Genomic DNA, 14,870 nt, shown 5'->3' with positions numbered 1-14,870 from the left:
CCAACGACTCGTCCTTTTTAACGAAAAATACCCATGACAGTTTTCTCTTGAATAAGAAGCTTCTTACTAAGAAGCCTCTGCCATGAGACGCTTTCCTTTTTCAAGTGCTTCATCAATCGAACCAACCATATAAAAAGCAGCTTCTGGCAAATCATCATAATCGCCAGCACAAAGCCCCTTAAAGCCTTTGATTGTCTCTTCCAAAGGAACGAGTTTCCCCGGTGAACCAGTAAAGGCTTCCGCAACATGGAAAGGTTGCGAAAGGAAACGTTCAATTTTACGCGCCCGCCCCACCAGCAATTTGTCATCTTCAGAAAGTTCATCCATTCCAAGAATAGCAATAATATCCTGAAGCGCTCTATAACGTTGTAAAATGGTTTGCACTTGACAAGCAACAGTGTAATGCTCTTCCCCCACAATCAATGGATCCAACATACGCGAGAAAGAGTCAAGCGGATCAACCGCTGGATAAATCCCTTTTTCCGCAATAGAGCGCGAAAGAACAGTTGTTGCATCCAAATGAGCAAAAGACGCTGCCGGCGCCGGATCCGTCAAGTCATCTGCCGGAACATAAATTGCCTGAACGGAAGTAATAGAGCCTGTTTTTGTACTAGTAATACGTTCTTGCAACGCCCCCATATCTGTTGCCAAAGTTGGCTGATACCCCACAGCAGAAGGAATACGCCCTAAAAGAGCAGACACCTCAGCTCCTGCTTGCGTGAAACGGAAAATATTATCCACAAAGAAGAGAACATCTTGTCCTTCATCACGGAAACTTTCTGCAATTGTCAATCCTGAAAGAGCCACACGCGCACGCGCTCCTGGTGGTTCATTCATTTGCCCGTAAACAAGGGCACACTTTGACCCTTCCGTTGAACCATTATTCTCTTTTGGATTCACATTCACGCGGCTTTCGATCATTTCATAATAAAGATCATTTCCTTCACGTGTACGTTCTCCCACACCAGCAAATACAGAATAGCCACCATGTGCCTTTGCAATATTGTTTATAAGCTCCATAATGAGAACGGTTTTTCCAACACCAGCACCACCAAACAAGCCAATTTTACCTCCTTTAGAATAAGGGGCTAACAAATCCACGACTTTAATACCGGTGACAAGAATTTCCGAAACAGTCGATTGTTCAACATATTCAGGTGCCTCTTGGTGAATAGAACGTGTTTTGGTTGAAGCGATTGGTCCCACATTATCCACCGGTTCCCCAATCACATTCATAATACGTCCCAACGTTGCTTCTCCTACAGGAACGCTAATTTGTGTGCCTGTATCCACAACCTTTTGGCCCCGCATCAAACCATCAGTCGTATCCATAGCAATCGTACGCACAGTATTTTCACCCAAATGCTGCGCAACTTCTAATACTAAGCGATTACCTAAATTCTCTGTTTCCAAAGCGTTGAGAATATTTGGCAATTCACCTTCAAATTGCACATCAACGACAGCACCAATAATCTGCTTGATTTCACCAACAGCGCCTTTTGCACGCTCTTCTTTTTTTGCGGATGTATCTTTTTTTACAGGTGTATCTTTAGCTGCATCACGCGCAGGTACAGAGGAAGCCTTTACATCCACTTGAGATTTCGAAGCGGCTTTTTTCACGCTGGAACGAGCAGCTGGTTTCTTTTTTTCACCTTTTTCTGTTCCTTTGCTTGAGGTTACTGCTTTTACCATCAATCCTTACCTTCTCCATTTAAAGCGCTTCAGCGCCCGCAATAATTTCGATCAATTCTGTCGTAATCTGTGCTTGACGTTGACGATTATAAGCCACCGTCAATTTACTAATCATTTCACCCGCATTGCGCGATGCATTATCCATAGCTGTCATCTTGGCGCCCATTTCACCAGCAACATTTTCTAGCAAAGCCCGAAAGATTTGCACCGAAAGATTACGTGGTACAAGGGCCTCTAAAAGAGACGCAGCATCAGGTTCATATTCATAAACAATCGATTGTGAACCTTTGTTATGATCGGTTTGCTCCACAATATCTATTGCCCCAACAGCTGCTTTTGGAGCAACCATTGGAATCAAATCCAAAGCTGTTGGACGCTGATTAATTACGGAAACAAATTCAGAATAAAACAGCGTACAAACATCGAAAGCACCTTCATTGAATAAATCAACAATCCGTTGACTAATCATCACTGCTTCTGCAAAACCAATTCGCTTTACAGCATGCAAATCGATATGATCAATTATCAAGCCTTTGTAATCACGCGATAAAATATCCGCGCCTTTTTTACCCACAGTGATAATTTTTACTATTTTATCAGTCGCCAACAATGCCTTAATCTGTTCACGTGCGCGACGAGCAATTTGCACGTTAAAAGCACCACACAAACCGCGCTCAGCAGTACACACCACCAAAAGATGCACATCATCGCGCCCCGTACCACGCATAAGAGTAGGCGCATCAACACCATCTACATCAGCAGCAACACTGGTCAAAATATCAGCCATTCTCTTCGCATAAGGGCGTGCAGACTGCGCTGCCTCTTGAGCACGATGCAACCTTGCCGCTGCAACCATTTGCATAGCTTTGGTAATCTTTTGTGTTGCTTTAACCGAAGCGATACGGTCTCTAAGATCTTTTAGTGAAGCCATTCAAGCATTCCATCAATTCATCACGAGAAATTTTTCGCATAAGTATCAAGAACAGTTATCAACTTATCTTTCAGCTCATCTGTTATTTGCTTTTGCTCAGCAATTGCCTTTAAGAGATCTTGATAATCACTACGCAAAAGCACTAAAAGTCCCTGCTCAAACCGCGCAACATCAGAAACCGCCAAAGCATCAAGATAGCCATTCACACCCGCGAAAATAACCACCACCTGTTCTTCTGTTTTGAGCGGAGAAAATTGCGGCTGCTTCAACAGCTCTGTCAAGCGCGCACCCCGATTTAACAGACGCTGGGTTGACGCATCCAAATCAGAGCCAAACTGCGCAAAAGCTGCCATTTCACGATATTGCGCCAATTCACCTTTAATCGAGCCAGCAACTTGCTTCATTGCCTTAATTTGTGCAGCAGAACCAACACGCGATACAGAAAGACCAACATTTACAGCAGGACGAATTCCTTGATAAAACAAATTAGTCTCTAGAAAAATTTGCCCATCAGTAATCGAAATCACATTTGTAGGAATATAGGCAGAAACATCATTTGCTTGCGTTTCAATAACCGGCAAAGCTGTCAACGACCCAGATCCATTTTCCGCATTCAACTTCGCAGCCCGCTCTAAAAGACGCGAATGCAGATAGAAAACATCTCCCGGATAAGCTTCACGACCTGGAGGACGACGCAATAAAAGAGACATTTGACGATACGCCACCGCCTGTTTTGACAAGTCATCATAACCAATCAAAGCATGTTGCCCATTATCACGGAAATACTCACCCATAGCACACCCAGCAAGAGGTGCAATAAATTGCAGTGGTGCTGGATCAGAAGCAGTCGCTGCAACAATAATAGAATATTCCAGCGCTCCACGTTCTTCTAAAACTTTAACGAACTGTGCCACCGTCGAACGTTTTTGACCGATAGCCACATAAATACAATAAACTTTATCTTGCTCTCGTCCAGCCCCTTTTTCATGAAAAGGTTTTTGGTTTAAAAATGTATCGAGCAAAATTGCTGTTTTTCCTGTTTGGCGATCACCAATCACCAATTCACGCTGCCCCCGTCCAATAGGGATGAGTGCGTCAATCGCTTTCAATCCAGTCGACATCGGTTCATGGACAGACTGACGCGGAATAATTCCAGGAGCCTTAACATCGACACGACGACGCTCTGTTGCTTCAATGGGCCCCTTACCATCGATAGGGTTTCCCAACGCATCAACCACACGCCCAAGCAAAGCGGGACCCACAGGAACATCGACGATAGCACCTAACCGCTTTACACAATCACCTTCACGAATATCACGATCTGAGCCAAAAATGACCACACCAACATTATCAACTTCCAAATTGAGTGCCATACCACGCACACCGTTTGGAAAAGCGACCATTTCCCCTGCTTGGACATTATCCAAACCATAAACGCGAGCAATACCATCCCCTACAGAGAGAACCCAACCAATTTCTGAAACCTCAGCCTTTTGGTCAAAGTTTTTGATTTGCTCTTTTAGAATTTTTGAAATTTCAGATGGTCTAATATCCATCAGCTGACCTCTTTTTTCAATGCAAGCTTAAGTGAAGACAATTTTGTGAGAAGAGACGTATCAATTTGAGACGACCCCACACGAACGATTAATCCACCAAGAATTGTTGGATCCACAACGATGTGCAGCAAGACTTTTCCTCCAACAACACCTTCCAAAGCCTCACACAACTCTTGTCTTTGTTGAGAACTTAAGGGGCGCGCAGAAACAATTTGCGCAGTAACCTGCCTACGAGCGCGTGCAACACAATGCTGGAAAGCACGTAAAATACCAAATACAGCACTAAGCCTACGGTTTGTGGCAATAACGCGTAAAAAATTACCAATGACCTGCCCTGCATTTTTATCAGCAAATTTGATGTTTGCACAAACAGATTGCATCACCTTAATTTGCTCTTTAACTGAAAAGAATGGACTAAGCACAAAGCGTTTTAAATCCTTATGCTCCAAAACAAGCAAAAGATCCTCTACTGCCTTTTCAACCTTTTCAACGTTTCCGGCTTCTTGAACGCAATCAAAAAGCGCTTGCGCATAGCGTTGATCTACCAACGGCAGCGGTATGAGAGAAAATGAATCCGACACGAAATACCGCCTCTTTCCCTTGAGCGACTCTCTGATAGTTATCAGATGAAATGAAACAGACATTCTCAATCTTAAGAATCTTTTTCTTAAAACCTAGAACAAAAATCACTTGGTTTCTAGCATAGACATAGCCGACTCGCAACACCACAAATCGCTGCTTTTTAAAAATTTTAATAAAATATTCAAAATATTTTTGAAAAGCATTTTTTTTAGATATACAGGATGGCATCACAGTTTTTTTATGCCTCTTTTTGACATTCTCTGAGCGATTTTTTCACTCTCTTTGATTTTTCTTCAAATGCCCTTGCCACCATAATAAAATACTTCTTCTCCCAAAAACACTCCCTTTATCACCACAAGACCTTTAATGAGATGCAGCTGCGATTGAAAAAGTCTATTATTTCAAACTGATAAGAAAGAAAAAATAATGAATATCCTCCTAAAAATTAAAGAAAACATTGCTCTTTTTTCTTCAAATACCCACTCCTTTTAAAAAATTTCACCAAGTAATATTTTCTTGTAAGCACACTCTTTAAATATACAAAACATTGATTTATAATGATAATATATCATTTTTCATACCGGATAAGCTTCAAATATCGACAAATTCTCTCTTTTCAAATTTTTTTATCAAAATCACGCCCTTCATTAAGCCCGCGTAGCTTCACTTTATATGGCACTATATTGCACTGATTTTAGAAGAAACATAGATCAATATCAATTTGAACGCGAATAGAATTGGGTATTTTGGGTGTACAACTAAGCATTTTCAGCCCTTATAATCCGCCTATCAAAAGAATACTGTCCCTCATACAAAAAAGAAGTAAAAGCCGAAATGATAGTGCCCTCGAAGAAGAGAGGCCCTTCTGCTGGTTCTATAACAAAGATATTTTTTCCCGTGGCTCCACTTAATGCAATGGACATGTATCATATTTTGCTGCCTGGATGCTTATTCTGAATAATATAAGAGTTCAAGTAAAGCACCTTAAGCAAAGAGACCTTCACTTTATGCGATACTGGTTTTAGAAAAAACTTTGCGGATCAATATCAATTTGAACCCGAACGGAACTGGGCATTTTGGGTGTACCGCTAAGCATTGCACGTATAAACCCTTGTATATCAAAAGAACGCTGTCCTTGCAGCAAAAGCCGAAAACGATAACGCCCCCGAACCAAAGCCAAAGGCGCTTCTGCTGGTCCCATAACCGAGATATTTTTTTCCCGTGGCGCTGCCTGACGCAATGCGCGCGCATAATATTCTGCTGCTTGGCGCTGTTGTGCAGACACAATCAAAGAGGCAAGCCGCCCATAGGGGGGCAAATGATAATGCTGACGCGCTGCAATCTCACGTGTGTAAAAATCTTCTGGCTGGCATGCAAGTAAGGCTTTGATGACCGGATGATCTGGTTGATAAGTTTGCAATAATCCTAAACTTTTCAATCCCACACGCCCTGCTCTTCCGGTAACTTGAGAAAGCAGCTGATAGGTACGTTCACTTGCGCGTAAATCGCCATTGGCAAGACCAAGATCAGCATCAATAACACCAACCAGAGAGAGCTTGGGAAAATGATGTCCTTTAGCGACTAACTGTGTTCCAATAATAATGTCCACATCGCCATTTGCAATGGCTTGTAATTCGCTTCGCAACTTCCCAATCCCTCCTTTGAGATCTGTTGAAAGAATCAATGATCGCGCTTGAGGAAAAAGCATTTGTGTTTCTTCGGCAATTCTTTCCACACCCGGTCCGCAAGCCACAAGATGATCTAATGTCCCGCATTCAGGACAGGCTTCAGGAAGTGGTTCATGATATCCACAATGATGACATTTCAGTTGCCCTTGCGCACGATGTTCGACCAACCAACTTGAACAATCGGTACAATGAAAACGATGTCCGCAAATTCGGCATAAAGTCAAAGGTGCATAACCACGACGATTAAGAAAAAGAAGAGCTTGTTCGCCCTTATCAAGCGTTTGTTTTAAAGCCCTTTCAAGAGCAAAGGAAATAAAGCGCCCCTTTTGCACTCCTCCTTGGCGCATATCAATCACCCGCAACTGTGGAAGTGCAACTTCTTTAAAACGGGAAGGTAAATGCACCTTTTGATAACGCCCTTTTAAAACATTGGCTTGGCTTTCAATCGACGGTGTTGCTGAAGATAAAATAACAGGAAAATGCTCAAAAGAGCCCCGTGCAACAGCCATATCACGCGCATGATAAAAAATGCGCTCTTCTTGTTTATAAGCGCTATCGTGCTCTTCATCGACAACAATCAAGCCAAGCTCATGAAAGGGAAGAAAAAGTGCCGAACGAGCCCCCGCAACGACACGCACCCGCCCTTCTGCAACTTGCCGCCAGACGCGTTCTCTACGACGTGGCGTCAGATCAGAATGCCATTCTGCTGCCGCAGCGCCAAAACGTGCATAAAAACGATCTAAAAACTGCTGAGTTAAAGCAATTTCCGGCAATAAAATTAAAACCTGCTTGCCCCCTTTGAAAGCTTGAGCGACCGCTTCAAAATAAACTTCCGTCTTTCCTGATCCGGTAACACCATCAAGCAAAAAAACTTGAAACTGAGAAGATAAAACACCTTCCCGCAATAATGTTGCTGCTTCATTTTGCGCTCCCTGCAACTGAGGGGGACAAAAATCAGGATCAGGCATTGCCACAAGATCAGGAGCAGGAACCTTAACATCTTCAAAAATTCCTAGCGCTTTTAAACCTTCAACAACAGAAACCGAAGTTCCAGCCGCATGTGCCAGACCAGAACGTGTCCATATCTTCTCATTACGCAGCAATTCCAAAATCCGTGATCGCGCTGGTGTGAGACGTTCTACATTTCCACCACAATATCGCAAACCCAGCATCTGCGCTTCCGGCTCTAAAGCAGCCGGTACCGACAAAACCAATCGTGCTACAAGACCAAAAGGTGCCATTGTATAGCGACTAACAAAACGCAAAAATGTGATCATTTCTGCCTTTAATGGGGGACAATCAAAAACATGAAGCAGAGAGCGTAATTTTTCACGCGCCACAGGAGCAGACTTTTGCCCATCGGCTGTCTGCTCTCCAACGTCCACAACAAAACCGCAAAGCTCACGCCCCATCAACGGAACCCGAACAAAGGAACCAACGTTCACCTCCATAGAAGATGGAACTTTATAACTATAAGCGTGAGCAACAGGAAGAGGAACCAATACGGATACAATCTTTTCCTCTATCATGTTTGAATTCATCTTTTAAACCAATCTACGACCTATTGAACACCAACAGGCCTAAACCTTAATCTTTAAACACTCTTATAAAATTCATTGCAGGATTCAATCCCCCCGATTACAACACTTTTCTAACAAAAATTCTTTTTAATACTCATTTCATCACCAAAGTGCCAATAAAAGAACCAATCTCATCGTCTATAATAAAAAACTCTATAGCAAAAAAAACAGCGCCATTCTTCTGTGCAAATAAAGCGCATCACTATTAAGCATTCAACATGCTATCGGTTAAGTGCATCCTTCAACAAAGCGATCCCATAGTATGACTTCTTCCCAACGCACACTTTTATTTTTTTACCGCCTCATATCTCAATTTATCTTCAACAAACTGATTTATAAAGATATAATCATCATTTTACCTATTGTAATAAAACCCTCAATACGATGAATTTTTCTCATTTCAACCCCATCGAGGAACATTTGTAAATCCTTATTGATGAAAGAGTATCCCATGATTTTAATTATAGGGAGAATAATATTGCAAATGGAGCCGTTACAATATTCACTTTGGCTTTGTGCCAAAACGTGAAAACACGTGTATACATCTTTCAGCTTGATTGAGAATCAAGCAACAATACAAGCAGCACAAAAGCGTATTGTTGAAGAATGGAGAACACAGAATAAATCAATGTAATTGACCATAAAAAAACCCTTCATGCGTAAAATTTTACAGGCGTTCTTCAACAGTGTTTTACGACAAAATAAATCCATCCGCTTTCATCAAAAACAAAGTTAAACATACCCCCTAAAAAAGGAAGGTATCTTATGATGCACTCTCAAATATCAAGAGCAATCGCAAATAGGAAATGAGCAAAGTGTTTGATAATGCTAGCTTATTTCCATAAATATAAAAACACCGCTACGCAAAGATGCCAATACGCAAAAATGTTGGTACGCAATGAATTCTATACCTTATCACGAGTAACACTATGAAATGGGTGTGGAAACGATAAATCATATTTCTTTACCGAAAACGGGTACATGATTAACACCATAGCATTCTTGTTCTTTACACAGATATTAATTCTTTCTCTTGCTTTTGCAGTCAACAATAGCGCATAACAAAAAATAGGATAAAGCTAAAAAGAAGAGGTTAGAGATGAAATTTTTTGTGGATAGCGCCAATATTGAAGAAATTCAAGAGTTACAGAATTTAAGCCTTGTTGATGGTGTCACAACCAATCCCTCTCTTATCCTAAAATCAGGACGCAATATTCTTGATGTTACAAAAGAAATTTGTGCTCTCGTTAGCGGACCTGTTTCTGCTGAAGTTGCAGCAACGGAATTTGAAAGCATCATGAAAGAAGCAGCTGTTTTAGCAAAGATTGCCGACAATATTTGTATCAAGCTTCCTTTAACACTCGATGGATTAAAAGCCTGTAAAGCCCTCACAGCAGCAGGACTAAAAACAAATCTCACACTTTGTTTTTCTGCCAATCAAGCCTTATTAGCCGCCAAAGCAGGCGCAACATTCGTTTCACCTTTTATTGGTAGACTTGATGATTGTGGAAATGATGGAAGTGAACTGCTTCATGAAATTCGCACAATTTATGATAACTATAACTTTGAAACACAAATCTTGGCCGCTTCAATCCGCACCGTTAATCATGTCAAAGAAGCAGCACTCAGTGGTGCTGACATTGCAACAGTTCCACCAGCAATCTTAAAAGCACTGGTCAAACACCCTCTCACCGACAAAGGGTTGCAAATATTCCTCGACGACTGGAAAAAAACAGGACAAAATATTGCTTAATATCTAGAATTTTTATTGGAAAGATCTTTTGAAAGTAACAAAAAGATCTGTTCAGCCAACTCTTCCGCAACACGTTTTTTTGCATCTTCTTCTGCTTGCAGCGTTGCATATTCTTGACGAAGTCGCTCAAAAGATGCATTCATCATTGCTGTTCCTTTTGCAACAAGAGTATTTTTCATATCCTGCAAAGTGTAAGAAGCTCTGCTCATAACAGTTCCAACAGAAGGTCGTCCCTTTCTCTTTTTCTCGAAATCAACCTCTATCTGCATAGATTCTCTTGTAAAGACGGATATCTGTAATGCCAATTGATAAGCAGGTAGAGAAGGTTTAGCACCATTTCCATACAAAAGAAAAAGCAGATGGTTGCGCACCATTTGTCCAAAACGATCCGAAGGTTCTTCCACAACAATAGAAGCAAGCTTTTGCGCTAATCCCAAAGAAGCTTGTCCAGAAGGGTATCCAGAAGCAGGATTCCCATAAGAAGCAGAATCCATTGTCATTGCACTCTGCAACTCTTGACGGTAAAGCGGTTCAACTTTGCATCCACACAACAGTGTGAATACACCAGCTAAAATGACAAGAATAGAACTTCTAAAAAACGACATTCACAATCCTTTGTGGAACAACAATGATTTTTTTCACAGGCTTTTCAATTAGCTGCGCCTTTACAAAATCTAACGCCAAAACCGCTTCTTTAATCATCACCTCATCAGCAGTTGCTGCAACGCTCACCTCACCACGTTTTTTACCATTAATTTGTACTGGCAAAGTATAGCATTCCGCAACGGTTAACGTGGGATCATAAATAGGCCAAGCAAGCGCAGATATTAAATTTTTTCCCCCTAAAGCAGCATGACATTCTTCTGCTAAATGGGGCATCATGGGTGCAATCATAGCAAGAAAAAAATCCATAGCTTGACGTAAAGAAGCTTTCATTTCATCGTCAACACTTTCTATCCTATTTAACAACGGCGCCATAATATTCAAGAATTCATAAAGGCGTGCAATAGCCCGATTAAAAGCGAATTTTTCCAAATCATCTTCTACAGCGCAAAGCGTGCGATGTGCGACCTTTGAGAGTTCCAAAGCCGCCCCCTGATGCCCTGCACAAGGCGCCACATCCTTTAAAATAGAAGCACTCACAGCCACATGGCGCCAAACACGCTGTACAAAGCGATGTGCACCTTCAACACCAGATTCTGTCCAAATGACATCCCGCTCGGGAGGAGAATCTGACAACACAAACCAACGCACAGTATCAGCGCCATAAGATGCAATAATATCATCAGGATCAACGACATTCTTTTTTGATTTTGACATTTTCTCAATCAAACCAATCGTCACTTCACTTTGATCGGTTAATTTATAAGCACACCGCTTTCCATCTTTTTCAACAATCGAAATTTCTGCTGGAGAAACCCACCCTTGATCATCTCGATAGGTTTCATGCACCACCATCCCTTGGGTAAAAAGCCCCTTAAAAGGCTCATCTACCGTCACATGACCGACCAATTTCATGGCACGCATAAAAAAGCGCGCATAAAGAAGATGCAAAATGGCATGCTCAATTCCACCAATATATTGTTGCACAGGCAACCATTCAGCTGTTGCTTGTTTGTCAACAGGTTCCTGCGCAAAAGGAGCCGTAAAGCGTGCATAATACCAAGAAGAGTCAACAAATGTGTCCATGGTATCGGTTTCGCGTTTGGCAGGTTGACCACAGGAAGGACAAGTAACATTTTGCCATGTTTCATGTCGTGCAAGAGGATTTCCTGGTTGATCAAAAGTAACATCATCAGGCAACACAACCGGTAAATTGGCACGTGGAACAGGAACAACCCCACAAGTTGTACAATGGATCATCGGAATGGGACACCCCCAATAACGTTGACGTGAAATCCCCCAATCACGCAAACGAAATTGCACTGTTTTCTTCCCTTGCGGTTGCCCATTGAGCATTTGCTTTTCAAGCTTTTTAGCAGCTTCTTCAAAAGCTTGTCGGGGTGTCAAACCATCCAAAAAACTAGAATTGATCATCACCCCATCACCCGTATAAGGTGTTTCAGGTGTGACAAAATCTTCTGCTTGCTCTCCTTTTGGTAAAACCACCGGTTTTATTGGAAGATCATATTTACGCGCAAAATCGAAATCTCTCTGATCATGAGCTGGACAACCAAAAACAACCCCTGTTCCATAGTCCATAAGCACAAAATTCGCGATATAAACGGGAATATGTACTGTTGAATCGAAAGGATGAACAGCCAAAAGGGGCGTGAGAAACCCTTGTTTTTCAGCTGTTTCAAGTGCTGCCGTTGTCGTTCCACCACACCGACAATTTTCAATAAAAGCACTCAACGCTTTGTCTTTTTTTACCAAAGCTTGTGCAATAGGATGATCAACAGACAGAGCCAAAAAGGAGGCACCAAACAGTGTATCAGGACGCGTTGAATAACAAACAACCTCATCAAATTTCTCACAAACATCACCAGCATCACCCGCCGACTTTAAAGCCCAACGAATCAGCAAACCTTGTGATTTTCCAATCCAGTTTTTTTGCATGGTGCGAACTTTTTCCGGCCATTGGTTCAGCTCTTCAAGCCCTGCCAAGAGATCTTCACTAAAGTCGCTAATTTTGAAAAACCACTGCGTCAACTCACGTTGTTCAACCAACGCACCAGAACGCCATCCCCGCCCATCAACAACCTGTTCATTGGCCAAAACAGTATGATCAACAGGATCCCAATTCACCTTAGCCACTTTACGTGCTACCAACCCCTTTTGATAGAAATCAAGGAACAACATTTGTTGTCGGTGGTAATATTCCTCATCACAAGTCGCAAATTCCCGAGTCCAATCTATCGAGAGCCCTAATTGTTTTAATTGCCCACGCATCACCGCAATATTTTGATAGGTCCAAGTTTTAGGGTGCACTTTATTTTGCATAGCGGCATTTTCAGCCGGCATCCCAAAAGCATCCCACCCCATGGGATGAAGCACATTAAACCCCTTGGCGCGTTTATAGCGTGCAACCACATCCCCCATGGCATAATTGCGCACATGCCCCATGTGAATACGGCCAGAAGGATAAGGAAACATTTCTAAAACATAATATTTTTCACGAGCATCTTCTTGAAGAGTCTGAAAAATTTTCTTTTCATCCCAAATTTCTTGCCATTTTTTTTCTCTCGCACGTGGATTATAGCGTTCGCCTATATTATAATGTCCAATTGTCATTCCCATTATACTCTTTTAATAAAACAGAACCAAAAACTTGTTTTATTATGCTTGACCATGGATTAACCTCATCGTCAACATTTTCGTGAAATATTTCCCTAAGTATTTTATAAAACTTTAAAAAAAAACGACCAACTCTTGAACAAAAAAGGTAAAGCACAAAAACATGAATACACAAACGCCCCTCGATGCCCCTTCCGTTGAAGCATGGCAAAACCTTCAAAAAGACATTGCAGCAATATGCCAAGAGTTACAACGCCCTGTAGAAGAAATTGAACTTATCGCTGTTTCAAAAACTGTTTCTGCTGTTGATATACGCCCCATTTTACAAGCAGGCCAATTTTTGTTTGCAGAAAACCGCGTACAAGAAGCAGCACAAAAATGGCCTGCTTTACGTCAACAATTTGAAAATATTAAACTCCATCTCATCGGTCCCCTACAATCAAATAAAACGGCAGAGGCGGTAAAACTTTTTGATGTCATCCAAACGGTTGACCGTGAAAAAATAGCCAAAAGCCTAGCTGAAGAAATGGAAAAGCAAAAAAGGCATCTCCCCTGCTACGTTCAGGTTAACATTGGATTAGAACCGCAAAAAAGTGGTGTTGCACCCCAAGAAGTGATCCCTTTTGTTTCTCAATGCAAAAACAACTATGGACTCGATATCATCGGACTTATGGGCATCCCCCCTGTCGACGAAAACCCCGGCCCCTATTTCGCGCTCTTAGCAAAATTAGCAAAACAAGCAGGTCTTCCAAAGCTTTCCATGGGCATGTCCAGTGACTTCAAAACCGCTCTACAGTTTGGCTCTAATATCCTTCGCATTGGCTCCGCTTTATTTGGAAAACGCCCCGTGTAAAACAATTTTCCCTCATATAAATCTATTCCCCCTTCAATAAATTCCCATTGAAGATTCTACGAACAAACCAAAAACAGCAGAAATGAGAAAAAATATTTCCTTCAATATTAATAAAAGAACAATTCTAACAAAAAAGATTCCAGCCCCTCTTTCATCCTGTTAGCAAAATAAGTAAAAAAGCCGGTTTCTCAAATTTCTCACCGGCACATCCAAAACCCGTACAATAGCTTCAAAATAGCATTACAATTTTGCTCTCATATTCTCGCACATTGCTTCTACTTTACTCCCCTCTGACCGCCTCTCCAGCAAAAGCAACATAAAAAATAAATCCTTATATAAAAGCAAAATGATAAGAGGGGCGTTGCGCATGAATGAAAAAACTGTCGCGAAATAAATAATTGCAAAAGAATATTTAATACGATTATCGCAATGATTTCCATCAAAAACAACGAATTCTCTTAAACTTCTCCAACACGCGTAAACAATTTCCCCACATACCAATGGCATAAAGCAGACAAAAAGAGGTTTATGGTTGCATAATACAGTAACAAAACTCTTTCATGTAAGTCACTTGAGCAAAATAAACATCTCAAATACCCAATAGAGCGCCAAGAACCGCGCTAAACAACATGAATAGCAATCTATAAGGTCAACGATAGCATAGAGGCTTTCTATGCTCTACAAAGCGTAAATACAGTCAATATCCGCTTGAAAAATAAAAGAACGAATCCCATGCATGTGCGCATAATACATGCAAGAAAAACAATGGCAATGAGACCGATTTCAATAACGATATTTCTTTATCTTTCTCGTAAACAAAGAGAAAAACTTCAACTTTTCATATGCGCAATTTTTCTGATTTTAAACTTTAATTAAGAAAAACCATGGGGTATTTCTTATATTTTAAAATATTATAAATAATATTATTATCTTTTTAAGAAAAAAATTAATATATACATAACATATATATGATTTATATAGTATTTTTATTTCCATTT

The 14,870-nt window shown here is 41.1% G+C and carries 9 protein-coding genes; 2 read left to right on the top strand and 7 right to left on the bottom strand.

Going from position 1 to position 14,870, the window contains the following annotated elements:
• Positions 1 to 66: 66 nt before the first annotated feature.
• The 5 genes from atpD to ACFIMP_RS03715 all read right to left on the bottom strand — a co-directional run bounded on the left by atpD (position 67) and on the right by ACFIMP_RS03715 (position 7,978).
• Positions 67 to 1,692: a F0F1 ATP synthase subunit beta gene (gene atpD, locus ACFIMP_RS03735; protein ID WP_375611724.1), complete on the bottom strand. Its 1,626-nt coding sequence runs from the start codon at positions 1,690 to 1,692 to the stop codon at positions 67 to 69.
• Positions 1,693 to 1,711: 19 nt separating this feature from the next.
• Positions 1,712 to 2,623, bottom strand: a complete 912-nt coding sequence (locus ACFIMP_RS03730; RefSeq protein ID WP_375613175.1) for a F0F1 ATP synthase subunit gamma — start codon at positions 2,621 to 2,623, stop codon at positions 1,712 to 1,714.
• A gap of 20 nt (positions 2,624 to 2,643) precedes the next feature.
• Positions 2,644 to 4,179, bottom strand: coding sequence for a F0F1 ATP synthase subunit alpha (gene atpA, locus ACFIMP_RS03725; protein WP_375686005.1), 1,536 nt, complete (start codon positions 4,177 to 4,179; stop codon positions 2,644 to 2,646).
• A complete protein-coding gene (atpH, locus tag ACFIMP_RS03720; protein WP_375686004.1) occupies positions 4,179 to 4,760 on the bottom strand; it encodes an ATP synthase F1 subunit delta in 582 nt (193 codons plus the stop codon). Before atpH ends, atpA begins: the two co-directional genes overlap by 1 nt.
• A 1,022-nt stretch (positions 4,761 to 5,782) precedes the next feature.
• Complete coding sequence (locus ACFIMP_RS03715) at positions 5,783 to 7,978, bottom strand: primosomal protein N' (protein ID WP_375686003.1); 2,196 nt, start codon at positions 7,976 to 7,978, stop codon at positions 5,783 to 5,785.
• 1,150 nt (positions 7,979 to 9,128) lie between these two features.
• On the opposite strand from ACFIMP_RS03715, the gene fsa reads away from it, so the two are divergent.
• Positions 9,129 to 9,782, top strand: a complete 654-nt coding sequence (gene fsa / locus ACFIMP_RS03710) for a fructose-6-phosphate aldolase (RefSeq protein ID WP_375613172.1) — start codon at positions 9,129 to 9,131, stop codon at positions 9,780 to 9,782.
• On the opposite strand, the gene lptE is transcribed toward fsa, so the two are convergent.
• Entirely contained in the window at positions 9,779 to 10,387 is a 609-nt protein-coding gene (gene lptE, locus ACFIMP_RS03705) for an LPS assembly lipoprotein LptE (protein WP_375628707.1), read from the bottom strand. The two genes, fsa and lptE, sit on opposite strands and share 4 nt — an antisense overlap.
• Positions 10,374 to 13,016: a leucine--tRNA ligase gene (gene leuS, locus ACFIMP_RS03700; protein ID WP_375686037.1), complete on the bottom strand. Its 2,643-nt coding sequence runs from the start codon at positions 13,014 to 13,016 to the stop codon at positions 10,374 to 10,376. Before leuS ends, lptE begins: the two co-directional genes overlap by 14 nt.
• A gap of 166 nt (positions 13,017 to 13,182) precedes the next feature.
• Here leuS and ACFIMP_RS03695 point away from each other — a divergent pair, with 166 nt between their 5' ends.
• A complete protein-coding gene (locus tag ACFIMP_RS03695) occupies positions 13,183 to 13,872 on the top strand; it encodes a YggS family pyridoxal phosphate-dependent enzyme (RefSeq protein ID WP_375686002.1) in 690 nt (229 codons plus the stop codon).
• The last annotated feature ends 998 nt before the right edge of the window (positions 13,873 to 14,870 follow it).

This window comes from Bartonella sp. AP65SXKL, assembly GCF_042195725.1.
Lineage (GTDB): Bacteria > Pseudomonadota > Alphaproteobacteria > Rhizobiales > Rhizobiaceae > Bartonella.
The sequence above is the reverse complement of the archived record's forward strand: the minus strand, read 5'-3'. Positions and strand labels throughout refer to the sequence as shown.

Coding starts and splice junctions, on each gene's coding strand:
- atpD (WP_375611724.1), bottom strand. CDS start 1,692: ATGGTAAAAGCAGTAACCTCAAGCAAAGGAACAGAAAAAGGTGAAAAA.
- ACFIMP_RS03730 (WP_375613175.1), bottom strand. CDS start 2,623: ATGGCTTCACTAAAAGATCTTAGAGACCGTATCGCTTCGGTTAAAGCA.
- atpA (WP_375686005.1), bottom strand. CDS start 4,179: ATGGATATTAGACCATCTGAAATTTCAAAAATTCTAAAAGAGCAAATC.
- ACFIMP_RS03715 (WP_375686003.1), bottom strand. CDS start 7,978: ATGATAGAGGAAAAGATTGTATCCGTATTGGTTCCTCTTCCTGTTGCT.
- fsa (WP_375613172.1), top strand. CDS start 9,129: ATGAAATTTTTTGTGGATAGCGCCAATATTGAAGAAATTCAAGAGTTA.
- lptE (WP_375628707.1), bottom strand. CDS start 10,387: ATGTCGTTTTTTAGAAGTTCTATTCTTGTCATTTTAGCTGGTGTATTC.
- leuS (WP_375686037.1), bottom strand. CDS start 13,016: ATGACAATTGGACATTATAATATAGGCGAACGCTATAATCCACGTGCG.
- ACFIMP_RS03695 (WP_375686002.1), top strand. CDS start 13,183: ATGAATACACAAACGCCCCTCGATGCCCCTTCCGTTGAAGCATGGCAA.